This window comes from Klebsiella sp. Q11 (assembly GCF_964241505.1).
GTDB classification, from domain to species: Bacteria; Pseudomonadota; Gammaproteobacteria; order Enterobacterales; family Enterobacteriaceae; genus Klebsiella; species Klebsiella michiganensis.
This window is the reverse complement of sequence record NZ_CAXSXW010000001.1, coordinates 306,707-326,841: the sequence shown is the minus strand read 5'-3', so window position 1 is coordinate 326,841 and position 20,135 is coordinate 306,707. Positions and strand designations below refer to the sequence as shown.

The following is a 20,135-nucleotide window of genomic DNA, read 5'->3' as shown; positions in this document are numbered from 1 at the left end:
TCCTTCAAGCTGCCTCTTTGTTGGCTTCGTTTGCCCGCCCCGGTCACTGACTCATGTCAGCTCCCGGGGACGAACAACCTTGCCGCCTCGACGCAGCATGAATGATTTTGTGTATTGGCATCATCCTTCAAGCTGCCTCTTTGTTGGCTTCGTTTGCCCGCCCCGGTCACTGACTCATGTCAGCTCCCGGGGACGAACAATCTTGCCGCCTCGACGCAGCGTGAATGATTTTGTGTATTGGCTTCATCCTTCAAGCTGCCTCTTTGTTGGCTTCGTTTGCCCGCCTCGACGCAGCGTGAATGATTTTGTGTATGGTCATGTATAGCGAATGGCGGCGGACAACCCGCCATTCCCTGAAGCAAGGAACTCTTAATGGCGCAACAGAAATCGGTGACCCTGGTGATCAGCCATGTGCTCGACCCGGAGCATGGCCAGCGGTATGAAGCGTGGCTGGGCAAAATTATGCCGATTGCGGCAGAGTTTCCCGGCCATCTTGGCGCAAACGTCATTCGTCCGGCCCCCGGGCAGAATTTATGGAGCGTGATTATTCGCTTCGACACCATTGAGCATCTTTACGCCTGGACCCAGTCTGAGACCCGCCGCCAGCTGGTGGCGGAAATTGCGCCGCTGCTGAGCGAAGGCGATCGTACCGAAGTCCGGACTGAACCGGCCTTCTGGTTTACGCCGCCCGCGGCGAACGTGCGCCAGCCGCGACGCTGGAAGCAATTTTTAATCACCCTGCTGGTGATTTTCCCCAGTACTAACCTGGTGCCGTCAATAACCGGGATACTGTTGCCCTCGCTGAAGGGAAGCCTGTTGCTGCATCTGATCAATGATGCCTGTGTGGTCGCGCTGGTGGTCTGGTTCTGGATGCCCATCGTGACCCGTCTGTTTGCTGGCTGGTTAAAGAAAAACTGAGCCAGCCTCCTGAAGGAGTGCGTTATGTCGCAAACTGCCACACTGATCCTGACCCACGGTCGGGTTCATACTCTCGATCGTCAAAATCCCCTGGCCGATGCGGTGGCGATCGCTGACGGTAAAATTCTCGCCGTCGGTAGCCACGATCGGATCATGAGCTTTGCCGCGGACGGGACGCAAATTATCGATCTCAAAGGCCATACGGCGATCCCCGGCCTGAACGACTCCCACCTGCACCTGATCCGCGGCGGCCTGAACTACAATCTGGAGCTGCGCTGGGAGGGGGTTCCCTCGCTGGCGGACGCGCTGCGGATGCTAAAAGATCAGGCCGATCGCACGCCGTCGCCGCAGTGGGTGCGGGTGGTCGGCGGCTGGAGCGAGTTCCAGTTCGCCGAACGGCGGATGCCGACGCTGGAGGAGCTTAACGATGCGGCGCCGGATACGCCGGTATTTGTCCTGCATCTGTACGATCGCGCATTGCTGAACCGCGCGGCGCTGAAGGCGGTGGGCTACACCAAAGAGACCCCGGATCCGGCGGGCGGCGAGATCGTTCGCGACGGTAACGGCAACCCGACCGGGATGCTGATCGCCAAACCCAATGCGATGATCCTCTACTCGACGCTGGCCAAAGGGCCGAAGCTGCCGCTGGAACTTCAGGTCAACTCAACGCGGCAGTTTATGCGCGAGCTTAATCGTCTGGGGCTGACCAGCGCTATTGATGCCGGGGGCGGTTTCCAGAACTACCCGGAAGATTATGAAATTATTGAACAGTTGCACGCCAAAGAGCAGATGACCGTACGTATCGCCTATAACCTGTTTACCCAGCGGCCTAAGCAGGAGCTGGAAGATTTTGAGCGCTGGACCGATATGCTCAAGCCGGGACAGGGCACCGATTTTTACCGCGCCAACGGCGCCGGGGAGATGCTGGTTTTCTCGGCGGCGGATTTCGAAGACTTCCTCCAGCCGCGTCCGGATCTGCCGGAAGGGATGGAAGATGAGCTGGAGCGGGTGGTGCGCCATCTGGTTGAACACCGCTGGCCGTTCCGCCTGCACGCCACCTATGATGAATCCATCAGCCGGATGCTCGACGTCTTCGAGAAGGTGAATCGCGATATTCCGTTCAACGGGCTGCACTGGTTCTTCGATCATGCGGAAACCATCACCGAGCGCAATATCGAACGCGTTAAAGCGCTGGGCGGCGGCATTGCCGTACAGCACCGTATGGCTTTCCAGGGCGAATATTTTGTCGACCGCTACGGTAAAGACGCGGTCAAACATACACCGCCGGTCGCGAAAATGCTCGAACTGGAGGTTCCGGTGGGTCTGGGGACGGATGCCACCCGCGTGGCGAGCTACAATCCGTGGACCGCGCTTTACTGGCTGGTATCAGGGCGTACCGTCGGCGGGATGGCGATGTACGACGACAGCAACCGCCTGCCGCGCGACGTGGCGCTGGAGCTGTGGACGGCGGGAAGCGCGTGGTTTTCCAGCGAGCAGGGCAAGAAAGGGCGCATTGAGCAAGGCCAGCTTGCCGACCTGGTGGTGCTGTCGAAAGACTACTTCAGCGTCGCGGAAGAGGAAATCAAGGGGATCGAGTCGGTGCTGACGGTGGTGGACGGCAAGGTGGTGTACGCGGCGGGACACTTTTCGCCGCTGGCGCCGCCGCCCATTCCGGTGCTGCCCGAGTGGTCGCCGGTGGTGAAAGTTCCGGGCCATTACCGTTCCGCGCCGCCGACGGCCGCGAATATCGGCGCGATAGTTCAGATGCACCAGTGCTGCGGCAGCTGCGGCGTACATGGGCATCAGCATGATATTGCGCGCAAATCGGCGATTCCGGTTGCCGATGAGCAGGCGTTCTGGGGCGTACTCGGCTGCTCCTGCTTTGCTTTTTAGCGTGACGGGCGCTTATTAATACCGGTAGGCCAATGAGAGCATCAACGCCCTCATTGGCCTTTTTCATTTTCTCGGATAGCGCTGATAAGACAATGTGTGTCATTCTGCTCTCTCTTCAAATAGTGAAGGTGAGAACATGGATGATCTACTGATCTTTGGCGCTGTGATTTTATTCTGCGGGCTGGTGGTTGGGCCGCTCGTGGCGATTGCCGCGCTCAGGCGCAGCGCGGCGGTCCGTGTGGAACTGGCGGCTTTGCAGCGTCGGGTTGAGGAGCTTGAGCTGCGCGGCGTTGCGCAGGCACCGGTGGCGGAAGCAAGTGGCGTCGTGCCGACTGCTCCGGAAGTCGTTGCCTCTGTTGACGCAACAGCGCTGGTAGAACACGAGCCATCACCGGCGCCCGTGGCGGAAGCCGTTGACCCATGGCTTTCGCAGCCGAAGCCAACGCCGAAGCCGGAGCAGATGGCGAAATCGGCTCCTGAAACCGAACAACCTTCCGCGTTTGGCGGGATGGTATCGTCATTGGTTCGTTGGTTTATGCAGGGCAACCCGCTGGCGAAGCTCGGGATCCTGCTGCTGTTTCTTGGCCTCTCCTTTCTGCTGCGCTATACCGTGGAACACGCTCTTTTCCCCCTCGAGTTACGTCTGGTCGCGGCGTCGTTGTTCGCCATTGTCCTGCTGGCTGTCGGATGGCGATTGCGGCATAAGCAACCGATGTACGCCCTGATCTTACAGGGTGGGGCAACGGGGGCGCTCTATCTCACCGTTTTTGGCGCCTTTCGCCTGTGGCAGATGCTGCCGATGACTCTGGCGTTTGCGCTGCTGGTGGTGATTTGCGCGGCGAGCGTAGGGCTGGCGATTGTGCAAAAAGCGCTCAGCCTGGCCATGCTGGCGAGTCTTGGCGGTTACCTTGCGCCGCTGCTGCTCTCTACCGGCGGCGGCAGTCATGTGGCGTTGTTCTCCTTCTATCTTCTGCTGTCAGTCGGCATTCTTGCCATCAGCATCCGCCAGCACTGGCGGGAGCTTAATCTGCTTGGCCTGCTGTTTACCTTTGGCGTCGGTGGCCTGTGGGGGCTGAATGATTATCGGCCAGAGTATTACCTGAGCTGCCAGCTGTTCTTAATCGCCAATACGATTATTTTTGGCGTGTTGAGCGTGGCGCTGTCGCTGCGGGCGCAGGAAAAGGGTAAGCAGATTATTGACGGCGTTCTGCTGTTTGCACCGCCGCTGGTCGGCTTTGGTATGCAGTACGCTATCATCCGGCATATGGAATACGGTCCGGCGCTCAGCGCGCTGGGCTACGGTGGCTTCTATCTGGCTTTAGCCTGGCTGGCACTGCGTCGCTACCCCTCTTTAGGGAAGCCGCTGGTGCTTGCCGCGCTGGCGCTCGGCGGCGCATTTACCACCCTTGCTATTCCCCTTGCGCTTTCGGCTCGCTGGACCGCGATGGCCTGGTCGCTGGAGGGGCTCGGGATCCTCTGGCTGGGCGTGCAACAGCAGCAGCGGCGTATGAGCTATAGTGGGACTGCGCTACTCTTTTTGGCGGTTGGCAGCGCGCTCTGGGCGCAGGCAAATGACGCCACGCCGCTTTCTTTGCTGCTGATTTTCGCTGTACTCAGTCTTAGCTGGCTGGTCGCCGCCTGGCTGTGGCGAAGCATTGAGGTGCACGCCAGTGGAGGACTGCTTTTGGGCGGGCTACTGTTCTGGGTGGTGGCGCTGGTCGGCGCATCGCAGCTGGCGTTGAGTAAAGACTCGCAGGTTATATTTGGCGTGCTGGCGACGCTGGCCGCGTCGGTATGGTGCTGGCGCACGGTCGCCGGGCGTTTAGTCTGGCAAGAGCTGGATGCCAGCAAATGGTTGTTGTGGCCAATGATGCTGATAGTGCTGTTTTATCAGCTATCCCAACGGCAGATTTTCGCTGCTGGCTGGCAAAATCTGGCCTGGTGCGCGGCGCTGCCCGCGGCGGTGGCGCTGCTCTGGCATGATGGGCCTTCGCTCCCGCCGCGCATAAACAGGCTCGCCCACCTGTCGCTGTTCTGGATGGTGTTGCTGGCGCTGGCGATGGAGCTGTTTTGGTTTACCCGGGATTTGCCGTGGGGCATGTCGGCCTGGGCGAGTGGATTAATGATGGCGGCAGGCGGGGGGCTGATCTTCCTTGTCTCTGAAGCCGTTCATCGGCAAATATGGCCATTCCGGGTATGGCCTGGGCTGTATGCCTCTCAGGCCATGATACCGGTGGCGGTTGCGCTGGGATGCCTGCTAACGCTGACGAACGTGCAGGATGGTACGGTCTACGGTCAGACCTATTTGCCGTTGATTAACCCGCTGGAAGAGGGCGCCGCTTTCGCGCTGCTTGGGCTGACGATATTTTATCGCGTTTCGCGGCGTTATTTTCCGCTGCAGCTATCGGTATGCCGCCCCTGGCCCGCGGTCGCGCTGCTGGCGCTCGGCTTCTGGTGGCTGAATGGCCTGCTGCTGCGCGCCCTGGCCTGGTACGGCGAGGTGGCCTGGAATATAGAGGCGCTGTGGCATTCGCGCTTAATTCAGACCACTTTCGCTCTGGTCTGGACGCTGGCGGCGCTGGCGGTCATGCTGCGTGCGACGCGGCGACACTCCCGCCGCGAATGGCTGTGCGGCGCGGCGTTGTTAGGCGTTGTCATTGTGAAACTCATGCTGGTGGACAGCGCGCGCGGCGGCGGGCTGGCGCGCGCTGTCGCGTTTATCGGCGTGGCTATTTTGGTGCTGATCGTCGGGTATTTTTCCCCGTTACCGCCCAAAGCAGGAGAAGAAAAATGAAATGGATGAAAGCGGTGTTATGCAGCGTGCTGCTGGGCGTGACGGGCGCGGCTGTCAGCGGCGATGAAGCGCGAGAAAAACCACTGGACTATATGCAGGGGGTGATGCTGGAAACCACCGGCGCGTCGCCCTGGTATCGCGTCGAGCTTTCCCCGCTGCTCTATCAGGGGACGGCGTGGCCTGACCTGCGCGATGTGCGGGTATTTAACCATCAGGGAGAGACCGTACCGTTCGCGCTGCAGGTGCAGAAGGCGCAGCCCGTTACGCCTGAAGCGATGACGCTGCGGCTTTTCCCTCTGGAGATGTCGCCGGTTCCGCCGCGCGAAGAGGGGCGACGCGGCGGAGAATCGCTGGTCCTGCGTTCAACAACGGGGATCGAAATTCATCTGGAAACCGATGATGCGAAGGCGCTCGGGCAGAGCTACTTACTGACGCTGCCGGCGGAGAAAACGGACGCGTTTGCGCTGGCTCAGCTGCGGCTGAACTGGGCGGCGCTGGCGGGCAGCTGGCAGGGGAAAGCGTCGGTCTATTCCAGTCGGGATTTGAAGTACTGGCGCCCTGTCCAGGAGGATGCGCCCCTTATGGATCTGGCGCGCGATAGCGATCGTTTGAAAATGGATACCATTAGCGCTGACCTGACGCTCTCCGCGGACGGGAATCGTTACCTGCTGGTGATCCTCGATTCGCAAAGCAAGGCGGTCGTGTTAAATAGCGTGATGGCCCTGGCCGAACGCAGAGAGCCCGAGTCTACGCGCATTGAGCTTGATGCGCAGGCGAACAAGGTTTCAGATGAGGAAGCCGTTTGGCGCTGGGCCCGGCCTCAGCCGCTGACTTCGCTCAGGATATCGATGGCCAGCGAAGGGGTTCTGCCGGTCGCGCTCTCCTGGCGCAGCGGCGAAAAAGAAGCCTGGCAGCCGCTGACCAAAACCGTGCTGTATCGACTGGACGGCAAGCGTTCGCAGGATATTCAACTTTCAGGCCAGCCGGTTGAAGCGGTGCGGATCACAACGATTAACGCCAGATTACCGACGTCGCTGCCTGCGATAAGCGGTGCGCGAGACAAATACCAGCTGGTTTTTAATACCCAGGGAAAAGGGCCTTATATGCTGGCCTGGGGCAACCGGGCGGCGCCAAAGGCGGATGTCGCCATGGACATGCTGATCCCGGCGTCGCTGCGCAAAACGCAGGATGTAAGCGATCTACCGCTGGCCGTCGCGCAGGAGAGCGTCACCCTCGGCGGTGAAGCGCGGTTGACGGCGACGTCGGCTACCGAGCAGCAAAGCGGCTGGAAAACGCTGCTGGTATGGGGAGCGCTAATAGTGGGCGTCCTGGTGCTGGCGCTGATGGCGTGGCGAATCTGGCGCGAAGTGAAAAAAAGCGGCTCCGTATAAAACAAAAAAGGCCCGCATCTGCGAGCCTTTTGCCGAACGTACGCCGATTACAGGCTGGATACGTTCTCGGTCAGGTATTTAGCGACGCCTTCCGGAGAAGCGGCCATACCTTCTTTTCCTTTTTCCCACTGCGCCGGGCAAACTTCGCCGTGCTCTTCGTGGAACTGCAGCGCGTCAACCATACGCAGCATTTCGTCGATGTTACGGCCCAGCGGCAGGTCGTTAACCACCTGGTGACGAACAACGCCGTTGGCGTCGATCAGGAAGGAACCACGCAGGGCAACGCCTTCGTCCGGGTGCTCAATACCGTACGCTTTCTGGATTTCGCGTTTGATGTCAGCAACCATGGCGTATTTAACCGGGCCGATGCCGCCCTGGTCTACCGGGGTGTTACGCCACGCATTGTGGACGAACTCGGAGTCAAAAGAAACGCCAACCACTTCTACGCCGCGTTTCTGGAATTCTTCGTAGCGCTTGTCGAACGCGATCAGTTCAGACGGGCAAACGAAGGTGAAGTCCATCGGCCAGAAGAACAGAACGGTGGCTTTACCGCTGGTATGCTGTTTGAAATTGAATTTCTCAACGATTTCGCCGTTACCTAAAACCGCTGCCGCGGTGAAGTCCGGAGCCTGACGAGTAACCAGAACCATATGATTCTCCTGTTAATACTAAGGTTAATTGGAACGCAACGCGGGCAAGTATAGGGAGAGGCGTCGGCGAACTCAACGTGACGCTGACAATCGATGAGATAGGTTTTGTCTATCAATCGTTATTTGAAACGGCTATTCAGAATAGTCTTTTGCCAAAAAAGCGCAATCTTTTACAGTTCACCTTTTTTCGCCTGCGCCATCATCTGCGGGTAGAAGCGCCAGAACTGCTGCTCAAGACGATCGTAATGGGTATCCAGATCCTGCCAGGAGTCGCGCAGGGCGTCCAGCCGCGGACGGCGGCTGGCCATACCGTTCAGAACCCGCTGAATAAACGCCATATCCCGATAGCGTTCAAGCCAGCGCTCTGACCACAGGTATTCGTTGAGATTGACAAAACGCGGCGGGGAATCGGGCAAAATAAACGTGACCTGGGCGTGGGCGTAGCGGACAAACTCCGGCAGCGGCAGCTCGGGCGACAGCTGCGTCCAGTGGCGTGACAAGAAATGGTCCCACATCACATCCAGCGTAATCGGCGCGACCCGGCGCGTTTCGGGGCGAAACCACCCTTTGGCTTCGGTGACTTCGGGCAGGTTATCCGTCAGTACATCGATCCGGCGGTGCATAAAAATGCCCTCCACGACGTCAGCGGGCCACTCGCCGGCGGGGTCGCCGCGAACGAAATCGGCCAGTAAATTACCGGAAAGGGAGCTGTCAGCGAGATGGGCGAGGTGCAGGTGTGCGAGAAAATTCATGCGATTCGTTATCCGGATACGGCTAGTTGTTGCAGCGAAGAGGTGTGAGCACTAGACTAAGCCGCCTGTTTTTAAGTCATGAGTATATGCCATGCGCGTCGCCGATTTCTCCTTTGAATTACCCGAATCCCTGATTGCCCACTATCCCATGCCCGAGCGCAGCAGCTGCCGCTTGCTGTCATTAGACGGGCCGACGGGCGCGCTGACGCACGGTACTTTCACCGATTTACTCGACAAGCTCAACCCTGGCGATCTACTGGTTTTTAATAATACCCGCGTGATCCCGGCCCGCCTGTTTGGCCGTAAAGCCAGCGGCGGCAAGATTGAGGTGCTGGTCGAGCGCATGCTCGATGATAAACGTATTCTGGCACATATTCGCGCGTCTAAAGCGCCGAAACCGGGCGCGGCGCTGCTGCTCGGCGACGATGAAAGCATTAAAGCGACCATGGTTGCGCGCCACGACGCGCTGTTTGAAGTTGAGTTCGACGACGCGCGCAGCGTGCTGGACATTCTCAACGCTATCGGCCATATGCCGCTGCCGCCGTACATCGATCGTCCTGACGAAGACGCCGACCGCGAGCTGTATCAGACCGTATACAGCGAAAAACCGGGCGCCGTCGCGGCGCCAACCGCCGGCCTGCACTTTGATGAGCCGATGCTGGCGAAGCTTCGCGAAAAGGGCGTTGAGATGGCGTTCGTCACGCTGCACGTGGGGGCAGGAACCTTCCAGCCGGTACGCGTAGACAGCATTGAAGAGCATATTATGCACTCTGAATATGCGGAAGTGCCGCAGGAGGTGGTCGATGCGGTGCTGGCGGCAAAAGCGCGCGGCAGCCGGGTGATTGCGGTGGGCACGACCTCGGTGCGTTCGCTGGAAAGCGCGGCGCAGGCAGCGAAAAACGACCTGATTGAGCCTTTCTTCGGTGATACGCAGATTTTCATCTACCCGGGCTATCAGTACAAAGTCATTGATGCGCTGGTGACCAACTTCCATCTGCCTGAATCCACGCTGATTATGCTGGTTTCCGCATTTGCCGGCTATCAGCACACCATGAACGCCTATAAGGCTGCGGTAGAACAAAAATATCGCTTTTTTAGCTACGGGGACGCGATGTTTATCACGTACAATCCGCAGGCTATTTTTGAGCGCCCATAAGAAGGCTGTCGCACTGGCTATTTTGACGCCTTCAGGAATTTATTAGCTATGGAATCATTCCGTAGCGAGTCGTTAAACGTCAGACTGTTTTTCTGACGCGGGAGTGATAATGAAATTTGAGTTAGATACCACCGATGGTCGCGCGCGCCGCGGCCGTCTTGTGTTTGAGCGCGGCGTCGTTGAAACGCCAGCCTTTATGCCGGTTGGCACCTATGGCACCGTGAAAGGGATGACGCCGGAAGAAGTTGAAGCGACCGGCGCGCAAATCATCCTCGGCAACACCTTCCATCTGTGGCTGCGTCCTGGTCAGGAGATCATGAAGCTGCACGGCGATCTGCACGATTTTATGCAGTGGAAAGGACCGATCCTCACCGACTCCGGCGGCTTCCAGGTCTTCAGCCTCGGCGATATTCGCAAAATCACCGAGCAGGGCGTGCACTTCCGCAACCCGATCAACGGCGATCCGATTTTCCTCGATCCGGAAAAATCCATGGAGATTCAGTACGATCTCGGTTCCGATATCGTGATGATCTTCGACGAATGTACGCCGTATCCGGCGGACTGGGATTACGCTAAGCGCTCAATGGAAATGTCCCTGCGCTGGGCGAAGCGCAGCCGCGACCGGTTTGACGGTCTGGGCAACAAAAACGCGCTGTTTGGCATCATTCAGGGCAGCGTTTACGAAGATTTACGTGATATCTCTGTTAAAGGTCTGGTAGAGATTGGCTTTGATGGCTACGCTGTCGGCGGTTTGGCTGTCGGCGAGCCGAAGGAAGATATGCACCGTATTCTGGAGCACGTCTGCCCGCAGATCCCGGCCGACAAGCCGCGATACCTGATGGGCGTCGGTAAGCCGGAAGATCTGGTTGAAGGGGTGCGTCGCGGGATCGATATGTTCGACTGCGTCATGCCGACGCGCAATGCGCGCAACGGCCACCTGTTCGTCACCGACGGCGTGGTGAAAATCCGTAACGCGAAGCACAAGAGCGATACTTCGCCGCTGGATGCAGAATGTGATTGCTACACCTGTCGCAACTATTCACGCGCTTACTTGCATCATCTCGACCGTTGCAACGAAATATTGGGCGCGCGACTCAATACCATTCATAACCTGCGATACTATCAGCGCTTAATGGCTGGTTTACGCAAGGCTATTGAAGAGGGTAAATTAGAGAGCTTCGTGACCGATTTTTACCAACGTCAGGGTCGAACCGTTCCACCTTTGAACGTTGACTAATTTTAATAATGAGGGAATTTCAATGAGCTTTTTTATTTCTGATGCGGTAGCAGCAACCGGTGGCGCGGCGCAGGGCAGCCCGATGTCTCTGATCCTGATGCTGGTGGTGTTTGGTCTGATTTTTTACTTCATGATCCTGCGCCCACAGCAGAAACGCACCAAGGAACATAAAAACCTGATGAACTCCATTGCCAAAGGCGATGAAGTACTGACCAACGGTGGCCTGGTTGGGCGCGTCACTAAAGTCGCGGAAAGCGGCTACATCGCTATCGCGCTGAACGATACCACTGAAGTGGTTATCAAACGTGACTTCGTAGCTGCCGTTCTGCCGAAAGGCACCATGAAGGCGCTGTAATTACCCATTTTCCCTAAGGGAACTGCCGTGTTAAACCGTTATCCTTTGTGGAAGTACGTCATGCTGGTCGTCGTCATTGTCGTCGGCTTAGTGTATGCGCTTCCCAACCTGTATGGTGAGGATCCGGCCGTTCAAATCACTGGCGCGCGCGGCGTCGCCGCCAGTGAGCAAACGCTGATCCAGGTCCAGAAAACACTACAAGAAGAAAAAATTACCGCGAAGTCTGTGGCACTGGAAGAGGGCGCAATTCTTGCGCGCTTCGACACCACTGATATCCAGCTGCGCGCGCGCGAAGCGCTGATGGGCGTGCTGGGTGACAAATACGTCGTGGCGCTTAACCTTGCTCCGGCAACCCCGCGCTGGCTGGCGGCCCTGTATGCCGAGCCGATGAAGCTGGGTCTTGATCTGCGCGGCGGCGTGCACTTCCTGATGGAAGTCGACATGGATACCGCGCTGGGCAAACTGCAGGAACAAAATATCGACAGCCTGCGCAGCGAACTGCGTGATAAAGGCATTCCTTACGCGACCGTGCGTAAAGAAGACAACTACGGCCTGAGCATCGCTTTCCGCGACAGCGCCGCGCGCGACCAGGCTATCTCATACCTTAGCCCTCGTCACCGCGATCTGGTTATCTCCACTCAGGGCAGCACTGGCCTGAAAGCCGTGATGACCGACGACCGTCTGAAAGAAGCCCGCGAATATGCCGTTCAGCAGAACATCAATATCCTGCGTAACCGTGTAAACCAGCTGGGCGTTGCCGAACCTCTGGTTCAGCGTCAGGGCGCCGACCGTATTGTGGTTGAACTGCCGGGTATCCAGGACACCGCGCGTGCGAAAGAGATCCTCGGCGCGACCGCGACCCTGGAATTCCGTCTGGTTAACACTAACGTTGATAGCGCCGCGGCGGCCGCCGGTCGCGTTCCGGGCGACTCTGAAGTGAAATATACCCGCGAAGGCCAGCCGGTTGTGCTGTACAAGCGCGTCATCCTCACCGGTGACCACATCACCGACTCGACGTCGAGCATGGATGAGTACAACCAGGCGCAGGTTAACATCTCCCTGGATAGCGCTGGCGGCAACATCATGTCTAACTTCACCAAGGACAACATCGGTAAACCGATGGCGACCCTGTTTGTGGAGTACAAAGACAGCGGGAAGAAAGATGCCAACGGGCGCGCGATTCTGGCGAAAGAGGAAGAGGTGATTAACATCGCCAACATCCAGTCTCGTCTGGGTAACAGCTTCCGTATTACCGGCATCAGCAACCCGACCGAAGCGCGCCAGCTCTCCCTGCTGCTGCGTGCAGGCGCGCTGATTGCGCCGATTCAGATTGTTGAAGAACGGACCATCGGTCCAACCCTCGGTATGCAGAACATCAAGCAGGGCCTGGAAGCGTGTCTGGCCGGTCTGGTGGTCTCCATCCTGTTTATGATCTTCTTCTACAAGAAGTTCGGCCTGATTGCGACCTCTGCGCTGGTGGCTAACCTGGTGCTGATTGTCGGCATTATGTCCCTGATTCCGGGGGCGACGCTGACCATGCCGGGGATTGCGGGGATCGTGTTAACCCTTGCGGTGGCGGTCGATGCGAACGTTCTGATTAACGAACGTATTAAAGAAGAGCTGAGCAACGGGCGCTCCGTGCAGCAGGCGATTGACGAAGGTTATCGCGGCGCGTTCAGCTCCATCTTTGATGCCAACATTACGACGCTTATCAAAGTCATTATCCTGTACGCGGTCGGTACCGGTGCCATTAAAGGGTTTGCGATTACCACCGGTATCGGTATTGCGACCTCAATGTTTACCGCTATCGTCGGCACCCGTGCCATCGTGAACCTGCTGTACGGCGGCAAGCGCGTTAAAAAGCTGTCTATCTGAGGAGTGCGTTGTGGCACAGGAATATACTGTTGAACAATTGAACCACGGCCGTAAAGTCTGGGACTTTATGCGCTGGGACTACTGGGCTTTCGGCATTTCAGGTTTTCTGCTGATTTTGTCCATCGCTATTATTGGCGTGCGCGGGTTTAACTGGGGTCTGGATTTCACCGGCGGTACGGTGATTGAGATCACCCTCGAAAAACCTGTCGATATGGACCAGGTGCGTCAGTCGCTGCAGAAGGCGGGCTTTGAAGAGCCGCAGCTGCAAAACTTCGGCAGCAGCCGCGACATCATGGTGCGTATGCCGCCGGTGCATGACGCCAACGGCAGCCAGGAGCTGGGCAGCAAGGTCGTTAGCGTGATTAACGACTCGACCAGCCAGAACGCGACGGTCAAACGTATTGAGTTTGTGGGGCCGAGCGTTGGCGCGGACCTTGCGCAGACCGGCGCGCTGGCGCTGATAGCCGCGCTGGTATGTATCCTGATCTACGTCGGCTTCCGCTTTGAGTGGCGTCTGGCGGCAGGGGTGGTTATCGCGCTGGCGCACGACGTGGTGATCACCATGGGCGTGCTGTCGCTACTGCATATCGAGATCGACCTGACCATTGTGGCCTCGTTGATGTCGGTTATCGGCTACTCGCTGAACGACAGTATCGTGGTATCCGACCGTATTCGTGAAAACTTCCGCAAGATTCGCCGCGGTACGCCGTACGAAATCTTTAACGTGTCGTTGACGCAAACGCTGCACCGTACCTTGATCACCTCCGGGACAACCTTGATGGTTATCCTGATGCTGTACCTCTTCGGCGGTCCGATTCTGGAAGGCTTCTCGCTGACCATGCTCATCGGTGTCTCCATCGGTACGGCTTCTTCTATCTACGTCGCGTCCGCGCTGGCGCTGAAGCTGGGCATGAAGCGCGAGCACATGCTGCAGCAGAAAGTCGAGAAAGAAGGGGCGGATCAGCCGTCAATTCTGCCGTAAGGCAATCGCGTAGCGATAAAACGAATCCCGGTCGCAAGGCCGGGATTTTTTTATTACAGCCGCCCGGATTTTGGTTACTCTCCCGTATCAGCACGCAATGACATGGAGAAATGCCGATGGCTGTCGTAACGCTTTCCACCGTTCCTCAACCCCCGCTCTGGCACGATGTGCCTTCCGTTACGCTTAACGACGACACGCTGCGGCTGCGCAAGTCCAGGGTGCTGGCAAATATGCGTCAGTCCGGCGTAGACACGCTTATCGTCTATGCCGACAAAGAGCACGGCGGCAACTTTGAGTATCTCACCGGCTTTATTCCCCGTTTCGAAGAGGCGCTGCTGGTGCTGCATCGGGACGGCGAGGCGGTGCTGGTGCTGGGTAACGAGAATCTCAAGCTGGCAGGCCATGCCCGGCTGGAAAACCGTGTGATTCACGCCCCGTGGTTTTCGCTGCCCAATCAGCCGATGGAAACCGGTAAAACGCTGGCTCAGCGGCTTCAGGAGGCAGGCGTTGCGGCGGAAAACCGAATTGGCCTGGCGGGCTGGAAGCTCTTTACCGGCGCGGCGGATGACCGCGCGCAGATGTTCGATCTGCCTGCCTTTATCGTGGACGCTATTCGCCAGGCCGCCGGCCCGCAGGCAAGATTAACTAACGCCACCGGCATTTTTATCGACCCGGCAAGCGGAGCGCGAGTCACCAATAATGCCAACGAGCTGGCGCACTATGAGTACGGCGCAAATCTGGCTTCCACCGCGATTCTCACCGCGCTTAACGCCGTTGCGCCGGGTAAAACGGAAAAGCAAATCGGCGCGCTGCTGGCGGCGGAAGGGCAGCCTAATAGCGTGGTGATGATTGCCGCTACCGGCGAGCGCTTCGCCTGGGCGAATCTCTATCCGGGCGATAAGGTTATTCAGCGCGGAGATAAATTCTCGCTGACCACCGGCTTCAAAGGCGGCCTGAGCAGCCGCGCCGCCTACGTGGTGGCCGATGAGAGCGAACTGGCGCCCGAGGTGGCTGATTATCTCGAGGTCGTGGCGAAGCCCTATTTCAACGCGGTGGTGAACTGGCTGGAAAATCTGCGCATCGGCATGCGCGGCGGCGATATGTATGCGCTGATAGAGCAGGCGTTGCCGAAGGCGGAATATCACTGGCACCTGAATCCGGGGCATCTGGTCGCGGATGAGGAGTGGCTCTGTTCGCCCATTGGCCCCCATTCAACCGCCTGCCTGCAAAGCGGGATGATACTGCAAATCGACATCATTCCTTCCCGCCCGGGCTACGGCGGCGCAAGCATTGAAGATACCGTGGCGCTTGCCGATAGCGCGTTGCGTCGGGAGCTGGCGCAGCGCTATCCCGAACTCTGGCAGCGTATCGTCGCCCGGCGCTTGTATATCGGCGAGCAGCTTGGCATTGTGCTTCCTGAAGAGGTGCTGCCATTTTCCAGTACCGTGGGATACCTGCGTCCGTGGCTGCTGAGTCCCGAGCGCGCGCTGGTGTGCGCACCATACTGACACAATGCTGTCAGTAGGCCTGTCTTACACTCCTCCTGAACCCAAACAATGGACAGGAGGATGTATGAACAACGTAATTAACTGGTTTGAGATCCCGGTTGCTGAGATGGATCGTGCCGTGGCGTTTTACGAGCCGGTGATGCAGGTGACGCTGCGTCGGGAAAAAATGGATTGCATCGAGATGGCCGTTTTCCCGCATGAGGATCCGGCTCCCGGCGGCGCGCTGGCAAAGTTCGATGGCGTTAAGCCCTCCGATCAGGGATGTATTATCTATCTGCATACTGACAATCTGGCGGCCACGCTCGATCGCGTCAACTCGGCGGGCGGAAGCTGCGTGTTTGGCCCCCTTGAGCTGGCGGACGATATCGGCACGATTGCCCTGTTTATTGACAGTGAGGGTAATCGGATTGGCCTTCACCAACCCGCGTAAATGAGACAACAGAAATGAGCCGACGCGCCGACCGCCTTTTTCAAATCGTCCAGATCCTGCGCGGGAGGAGATTAACCACCGCCGGGCTGCTGGCCGAGCGGCTCGGCGTGTCAGAGCGCACCATCTACCGCGACATTCGCGACCTCTCGCTCTCCGGCGTCCCGGTTGAGGGGGAAGCCGGGAGCGGCTACCGGCTGCTGGCAGGCTATGACCTACCGCCGCTGATGCTGACAACTCAGGAATCGGAAGCGCTGATGGCCGCTATACGGCTGCTGCAAACCTGGGGCGGCGCCTCGCTGTCCCAGGCGCTGGAGTCGGCGCAGGAAAAAGTGCTGGCTATTTTGCCTGCCGAGAGCCGCCGTAAGGCGGAGCAGTCGCGCGTGTTCGCACCGGACTTTGGTGCGCAGGGCTATAGTAAAGATCAGTTTGATATAGTGCATCGGGCTGTCTCCGCCCAGCAGGCGCTGGGGCTGCGTTATCGCGATGAAGCGGGAAACGTGTCGCAGCGTGACGTACTGCCGCTGGGGCTTTTTTTCTGGGGCGAGCGCTGGCTGCTGGTGACCTGGTGCGAACTGCGGGAAGATTATCGCTGTTTTCGCCTTGACCGCTGTCTGGAGATTTCCGCCACCGGGCGTCATTTCAGCGAACGAGCCGATCGCTCATTGAGTGATTTCTTGCGTAAGGTGAGATGCGAAGAGCGTTAGCTTTTATGATCCCCGGCGTAGTTGCCGGGGATCATCGAGCCGATTAGAAGTTGTAGCCGACCACGAAGTAACCACCCCAGCCGGTAGAGCGGACGTTAAAGTCGCCGTCGCCGAAGTTCAGCTTCGCGTCATCCGCCCACTGGCCGCCGTTGTGGAAGTAACGCGCCACGACGGAGTAGTGCCAGTGATCGTAGTTCAGCGCCAGGATATGGCTGGACGCGATGGAGTTGCTGGTGCGTGAATGCTTACCGTTCAAATCATAAGCGTTGTCATCGCCCAGATCGGAGCCCCAGTCAAAGTTGGTGAAGCCGATATAGCTCAGTGAACCGCCCCACAGGTCGGTCAGCGGCACGAAGTATTTCACTTTGAAGCGGTAGCCGTCCCACTCATTCTCGTTTGATGCGCCATAGTTTTGCCACTGATATTTCGCATAGACGTTGAGCGAGAGGCTCATCGGCAGGCCGGTATCGATATCGGTACCCAGACCCATATACCAGGTGCTCTGACGACCGGACTTGTTGCGGCCCATGTCGTAGATATAGTTGTTAGCGAAATACCACTCTTTGAACGGGCCGAAGCTGAGGTCGGTACCGGTCAGTTTGTCGATGGAGAAGCGCGGCTCAATTTCCATAAACAGCGGGGAACCGTGGTTCCAGATACCTTTCGCGTTGGTGTTACCACCGAAGAATACCGGCGCATCCATATAGCCATAGAAATCAAACCAGTCTTTCTTGGCGAACGCTTCATATTCCAGATAAGTATCGTTACGGATCTGCGGCCCAAAACGAGTGTGGTAGCTACCCACCACGTTTACACTCTGGTGCCACCAATCAGACAGGTATTGCGGTTTGTCGTTTTCTGCCGCGCTGGCAGAGAAAGATGCGGAGAGCGCCAGAGCTGCGCCGGCTGCCAGTAATGTTTTTTTCATAATGATGCCACTGTTTAAATTAAGCCTGAAGGCGTTAAAAGAAGCGCCGAAGCGTTTCTAAATATTTCGTATTTCTGTGGCGTCTATTATAGGAATCATTGCTCACAAAAATATGTGTTGTTTCACATAACGAACATATGCGTAATCGATTGCGTTCACGATTTTATGCATTTCTTGCGGGAATGCCACCGAAATTCATAAATTCTGGCAATTTTTAGTGAACTGAATGGAAAATCTGTAAGTGGATTAGCATGAGAGGAGGGGAGCCGGATGTTCAGGGCATCCGGCTGACGGGGTTACGGCGTGTTTGCGGGCTGGATATCGTGGATGCGGACAAAGCCAACCTGCTCGGGCGTTACGCCATTCAGGCGTAGCGGAATATCGACGTCGCTCGGCGCCAGAACGCTTGCCGGCGCGCTAATCAGCTGATTTTGTACGTTAACTTCCTGATAGCTATCGGTGGTACCGCTGATCTGCCCGGAGGCGACCGTCGCGCTAAAGGCCGGCAGCGGATCGTTTGATTCACCCTGGATACGCAGGGTCAGGCGGGTACCGTCGCCATCCGGCGCGATATTGAGCAGCGACATGCGCAGCGTACCAATCTGACTTTTGAGACGGGCCGGCGTTTTCGCCTCCGGCAGCAGGTATACGCCGCTGCTCGATTTCGCATTCAGCACGTTTTGTTGGGTAATTTTGACCGTTTGCTGGTTGAGCTGGGTCATCTCTTTGCTCAGCGTGCTCACGCTCTGGTTCATCTGGCGGATTTCGCTTTGCTGCGCGCAGGCGCTGAGGGTGAAAATGCTACCCACGATGGCCAGCTTTAAATAACGTCTTGTCATAGTTGGGATTCCGTTAACAGAGGATGCTTAATGGTAGACCGATCGGATAATCGCACTATAGATCCTTTGTCTCAAAAGCTCTTTCTTTGTTGTCGGGTCACTTCGCGGTAAACTACCCGTTAGTTTAACTACATGTCAGGACGCGCCATGCATTGCCCTTTCTGTTTCGCCGTAGATACCAAAGTTATCGACTCTCGTCTGGTGGGCGAGGGCTCTTCCGTGCGTCGTCGTCGTCAGTGTCTGGTCTGTAATGAACGTTTTACGACGTTTGAAGTGGCGGAACTGGTGATGCCGCGAGTCGTAAAAAGCAACGACGTGCGCGAGCCTTTTAATGAGGACAAACTGCGCAGCGGTATGCTGAAAGCGCTGGAGAAGCGCCCGGTCAGCTCAGACGATGTCGAAATGGCGGTTAACCATATAAAAACCCACCTGCGCGGGACCGGCGAGCGGGAAGTGCCGAGCAAAATGATCGGCAACCTGGTGATGGAGCAGCTGAAGAAGCTCGATAAAGTCGCCTACATCCGCTTTGCTTCCGTCTATCGCAGCTTCGAAGATATCAAAGAGTTTGGCGAAGAGATCGCCCGCTTACAGGACTGAGCCCATGCAGGATGAAATATACATGGCGCGAGCGCTGAAGCTGGCCGCGCGCGGACGCTTCACCACGCACCCAAACCCGAATGTCGGCTGCGTGATCGTTAAAGATGGCCAGATCGTCGGCGAAGGTTTTCACTATCGCGCCGGTGAACCGCACGCGGAAGTGCACGCGCTGCGCATGGCGGGCGAAAAAGCGAAAGGCGCGACGGCGTACGTCACGCTGGAGCCCTGTAGCCATCACGGGCGAACGCCGCCGTGCTGCGAGGCGCTGATTGCCGCAGGGGTGACCCGCGTGGTTGCGGCGATGCAGGATCCGAACCCGCAGGTCGCGGGTCGCGGTTTGTACCGTTTGCAGCAGGAAGGGATTGACGTCAGTCACGGGCTGATGATGAACGAAGCCGAGGCGCTGAATAAAGGTTTTCTTAAGCGGATGCGCACCGGTTTTCCCTGGATTCAGTTAAAAATGGGCGCATCGCTGGATGGGCGCACGGCGATGGCCAGCGGAGAGAGCCAGTGGATCACCTCACCGCAGGCGCGGCGCGATGTGCAGCGCCTGCGCGCGCAAAGCCACGCCATCCTGACCAGCAGCGCGACGGTGCTGGCGGATGACCCGGCGCTAACCGTACGCTGGGACGAGCTCAACGCCGACACCCAGGCGCTGTACCCGCAGGAAAACCTGCGCCAGCCTTTGCGCATCGTTATCGATAGTCAGAATCGCGTCACGCCGCAGCATCGTATCGTGGAGCAGGCGGGTGAAACGCTGTTTGCCCGTACCCGTGCAGATGAACGCCAGTGGCCGGAGAACGTACGCACGCTGCTGGTGCCGGAGCATAACGGTCGCCTGGATCTGGTGGTCCTGATGATGCTGCTGGGCAAACAGCAAATTAACTCGATCTGGGTGGAAGCAGGCCCCACCCTTGCCGGCGCGCTGCTGGAGGCCGGGCTGGTGGACGAGCTTATCGTCTATATTGCGCCTAAACTGTTAGGCAGCGATGCGCGCGGATTATGTGTACTGCCGGGGCTTGAGAAACTTGAGCAAGCACCCCATTTCAAATTCAATGAGATACGTCATGTAGGCCCGGATATTTGCCTGCATTTAGTGAACGCTTGATTTCCCCGGACAAAAGGG

18 protein-coding genes are annotated in these 20,135 nt (G+C 57.8%); 14 read left to right on the top strand and 4 right to left on the bottom strand.

Going from position 1 to position 20,135, the window contains the following annotated elements:
- Positions 1–372: 372 nt before the first annotated feature.
- The 4 genes from ACESQ2_RS01475 to ACESQ2_RS01460 all read left to right on the top strand — a co-directional run bounded on the left by ACESQ2_RS01475 (position 373) and on the right by ACESQ2_RS01460 (position 6,996).
- Positions 373–918 (top strand): antibiotic biosynthesis monooxygenase, encoded by a 546-nt coding sequence (locus ACESQ2_RS01475; RefSeq protein ID WP_004129650.1) that lies wholly within the window; start codon positions 373–375, stop codon positions 916–918.
- A gap of 24 nt (positions 919–942) precedes the next feature.
- Positions 943–2,811 (top strand): amidohydrolase, encoded by a 1,869-nt coding sequence (locus ACESQ2_RS01470; RefSeq protein ID WP_014228153.1) that lies wholly within the window; start codon positions 943–945, stop codon positions 2,809–2,811.
- 136 nt (positions 2,812–2,947) lie between these two features.
- Positions 2,948–5,605, top strand: coding sequence for a DUF2339 domain-containing protein (locus ACESQ2_RS01465; RefSeq protein ID WP_049069675.1), 2,658 nt, complete (start codon positions 2,948–2,950; stop codon positions 5,603–5,605).
- On the top strand, positions 5,602–6,996 hold the full coding sequence (locus ACESQ2_RS01460; protein ID WP_373170108.1) for a DUF3999 domain-containing protein: 1,395 nt from the start codon (positions 5,602–5,604) through the stop codon (positions 6,994–6,996). The genes ACESQ2_RS01465 and ACESQ2_RS01460 overlap by 4 nt, the downstream gene beginning before the upstream one ends.
- A gap of 47 nt (positions 6,997–7,043) precedes the next feature.
- On the opposite strand, the gene ACESQ2_RS01455 is transcribed toward ACESQ2_RS01460, so the two are convergent.
- Both ACESQ2_RS01455 and acpH read right to left on the bottom strand, forming a co-directional pair.
- Positions 7,044–7,646, bottom strand: coding sequence for a peroxiredoxin (locus ACESQ2_RS01455; RefSeq protein ID WP_004099418.1), 603 nt, complete (start codon positions 7,644–7,646; stop codon positions 7,044–7,046).
- Between the two features lie 170 nt (positions 7,647–7,816).
- Positions 7,817–8,398, bottom strand: a complete 582-nt coding sequence (gene acpH, locus ACESQ2_RS01450) for an ACP phosphodiesterase (protein WP_046877005.1) — start codon at positions 8,396–8,398, stop codon at positions 7,817–7,819.
- 91 nt (positions 8,399–8,489) lie between these two features.
- On the opposite strand from acpH, the gene queA reads away from it, so the two are divergent.
- The 8 genes from queA (at position 8,490) to ACESQ2_RS01410 (ending at position 16,645) form a co-directional block, all read left to right on the top strand.
- Entirely contained in the window at positions 8,490–9,554 is a 1,065-nt protein-coding gene (queA, locus tag ACESQ2_RS01445) for a tRNA preQ1(34) S-adenosylmethionine ribosyltransferase-isomerase QueA (RefSeq protein ID WP_032694142.1), read from the top strand.
- 109 nt (positions 9,555–9,663) lie between these two features.
- Positions 9,664–10,791: a tRNA guanosine(34) transglycosylase Tgt gene (gene tgt / locus ACESQ2_RS01440; RefSeq protein ID WP_004129667.1), complete on the top strand. Its 1,128-nt coding sequence runs from the start codon at positions 9,664–9,666 to the stop codon at positions 10,789–10,791.
- Between the two features lie 22 nt (positions 10,792–10,813).
- A complete protein-coding gene (gene yajC / locus ACESQ2_RS01435) occupies positions 10,814–11,146 on the top strand; it encodes a preprotein translocase subunit YajC (protein ID WP_004099423.1) in 333 nt (110 codons plus the stop codon).
- 27 nt (positions 11,147–11,173) lie between these two features.
- Positions 11,174–13,021 (top strand): protein translocase subunit SecD, encoded by a 1,848-nt coding sequence (gene secD / locus ACESQ2_RS01430; RefSeq protein WP_071957337.1) that lies wholly within the window; start codon positions 11,174–11,176, stop codon positions 13,019–13,021.
- Positions 13,022–13,031: 10 nt separating this feature from the next.
- The gene (gene secF / locus ACESQ2_RS01425) at positions 13,032–14,003 is read left to right on the top strand and encodes a protein translocase subunit SecF (RefSeq protein ID WP_004848195.1); all 972 of its coding nucleotides are present in this window, start codon (positions 13,032–13,034) and stop codon (positions 14,001–14,003) included.
- A 116-nt stretch (positions 14,004–14,119) separates the two neighbouring features.
- Positions 14,120–15,511: a Xaa-Pro peptidase family protein gene (locus tag ACESQ2_RS01420; protein ID WP_048261401.1), complete on the top strand. Its 1,392-nt coding sequence runs from the start codon at positions 14,120–14,122 to the stop codon at positions 15,509–15,511.
- 64 nt (positions 15,512–15,575) lie between these two features.
- Complete coding sequence (locus tag ACESQ2_RS01415) at positions 15,576–15,941, top strand: VOC family protein (protein WP_014228160.1); 366 nt, start codon at positions 15,576–15,578, stop codon at positions 15,939–15,941.
- 14 nt (positions 15,942–15,955) lie between these two features.
- A complete protein-coding gene (locus ACESQ2_RS01410; protein ID WP_014228161.1) occupies positions 15,956–16,645 on the top strand; it encodes a YafY family protein in 690 nt (229 codons plus the stop codon).
- Positions 16,646–16,688: 43 nt separating this feature from the next.
- Here the strand turns inward: ACESQ2_RS01410 and ACESQ2_RS01405 are convergent, their stop codons facing one another.
- On the bottom strand, positions 16,689–17,573 hold the full coding sequence (locus ACESQ2_RS01405) for a nucleoside-specific channel-forming protein Tsx (protein ID WP_004848202.1): 885 nt from the start codon (positions 17,571–17,573) through the stop codon (positions 16,689–16,691).
- A gap of 296 nt (positions 17,574–17,869) precedes the next feature.
- Positions 17,870–18,412, bottom strand: a complete 543-nt coding sequence (locus ACESQ2_RS01400; protein WP_004848204.1) for a DUF3251 domain-containing protein — start codon at positions 18,410–18,412, stop codon at positions 17,870–17,872.
- 147 nt (positions 18,413–18,559) lie between these two features.
- Between ACESQ2_RS01400 and nrdR the strand changes: the two genes are divergently transcribed.
- Positions 18,560–19,009 (top strand): transcriptional regulator NrdR, encoded by a 450-nt coding sequence (nrdR, locus tag ACESQ2_RS01395; protein WP_014228162.1) that lies wholly within the window; start codon positions 18,560–18,562, stop codon positions 19,007–19,009.
- Positions 19,010–19,013: 4 nt separating this feature from the next.
- Positions 19,014–20,117 carry a bifunctional diaminohydroxyphosphoribosylaminopyrimidine deaminase/5-amino-6-(5-phosphoribosylamino)uracil reductase RibD gene (ribD, locus tag ACESQ2_RS01390; RefSeq protein WP_373170107.1) on the top strand — a complete coding sequence of 368 codons (1,104 nt, stop codon included), beginning with the start codon at positions 19,014–19,016 and terminating at the stop codon, positions 20,115–20,117.
- Positions 20,118–20,135 lie beyond the last annotated feature (18 nt).

Bases quoted from the DNA above. Each gene is read 5' to 3' on its own strand.
- ACESQ2_RS01475 (WP_004129650.1), top strand. From the start codon at position 373: ATGGCGCAACAGAAATCGGTGACCCTGGTGATCAGCCATGTGCTCGAC.
- ACESQ2_RS01470 (WP_014228153.1), top strand. From the start codon at position 943: ATGTCGCAAACTGCCACACTGATCCTGACCCACGGTCGGGTTCATACT.
- ACESQ2_RS01465 (WP_049069675.1), top strand. From the start codon at position 2,948: ATGGATGATCTACTGATCTTTGGCGCTGTGATTTTATTCTGCGGGCTG.
- ACESQ2_RS01460 (WP_373170108.1), top strand. From the start codon at position 5,602: ATGAAATGGATGAAAGCGGTGTTATGCAGCGTGCTGCTGGGCGTGACG.
- ACESQ2_RS01455 (WP_004099418.1), bottom strand. From the start codon at position 7,646: ATGGTTCTGGTTACTCGTCAGGCTCCGGACTTCACCGCGGCAGCGGTT.
- acpH (WP_046877005.1), bottom strand. From the start codon at position 8,398: ATGAATTTTCTCGCACACCTGCACCTCGCCCATCTCGCTGACAGCTCC.
- queA (WP_032694142.1), top strand. From the start codon at position 8,490: ATGCGCGTCGCCGATTTCTCCTTTGAATTACCCGAATCCCTGATTGCC.
- tgt (WP_004129667.1), top strand. From the start codon at position 9,664: ATGAAATTTGAGTTAGATACCACCGATGGTCGCGCGCGCCGCGGCCGT.
- yajC (WP_004099423.1), top strand. From the start codon at position 10,814: ATGAGCTTTTTTATTTCTGATGCGGTAGCAGCAACCGGTGGCGCGGCG.
- ACESQ2_RS01420 (WP_048261401.1), top strand. From the start codon at position 14,120: ATGGCTGTCGTAACGCTTTCCACCGTTCCTCAACCCCCGCTCTGGCAC.
- ACESQ2_RS01415 (WP_014228160.1), top strand. From the start codon at position 15,576: ATGAACAACGTAATTAACTGGTTTGAGATCCCGGTTGCTGAGATGGAT.
- ACESQ2_RS01410 (WP_014228161.1), top strand. From the start codon at position 15,956: ATGAGCCGACGCGCCGACCGCCTTTTTCAAATCGTCCAGATCCTGCGC.
- ACESQ2_RS01405 (WP_004848202.1), bottom strand. From the start codon at position 17,573: ATGAAAAAAACATTACTGGCAGCCGGCGCAGCTCTGGCGCTCTCCGCA.
- ACESQ2_RS01400 (WP_004848204.1), bottom strand. From the start codon at position 18,412: ATGACAAGACGTTATTTAAAGCTGGCCATCGTGGGTAGCATTTTCACC.
- nrdR (WP_014228162.1), top strand. From the start codon at position 18,560: ATGCATTGCCCTTTCTGTTTCGCCGTAGATACCAAAGTTATCGACTCT.
- ribD (WP_373170107.1), top strand. From the start codon at position 19,014: ATGCAGGATGAAATATACATGGCGCGAGCGCTGAAGCTGGCCGCGCGC.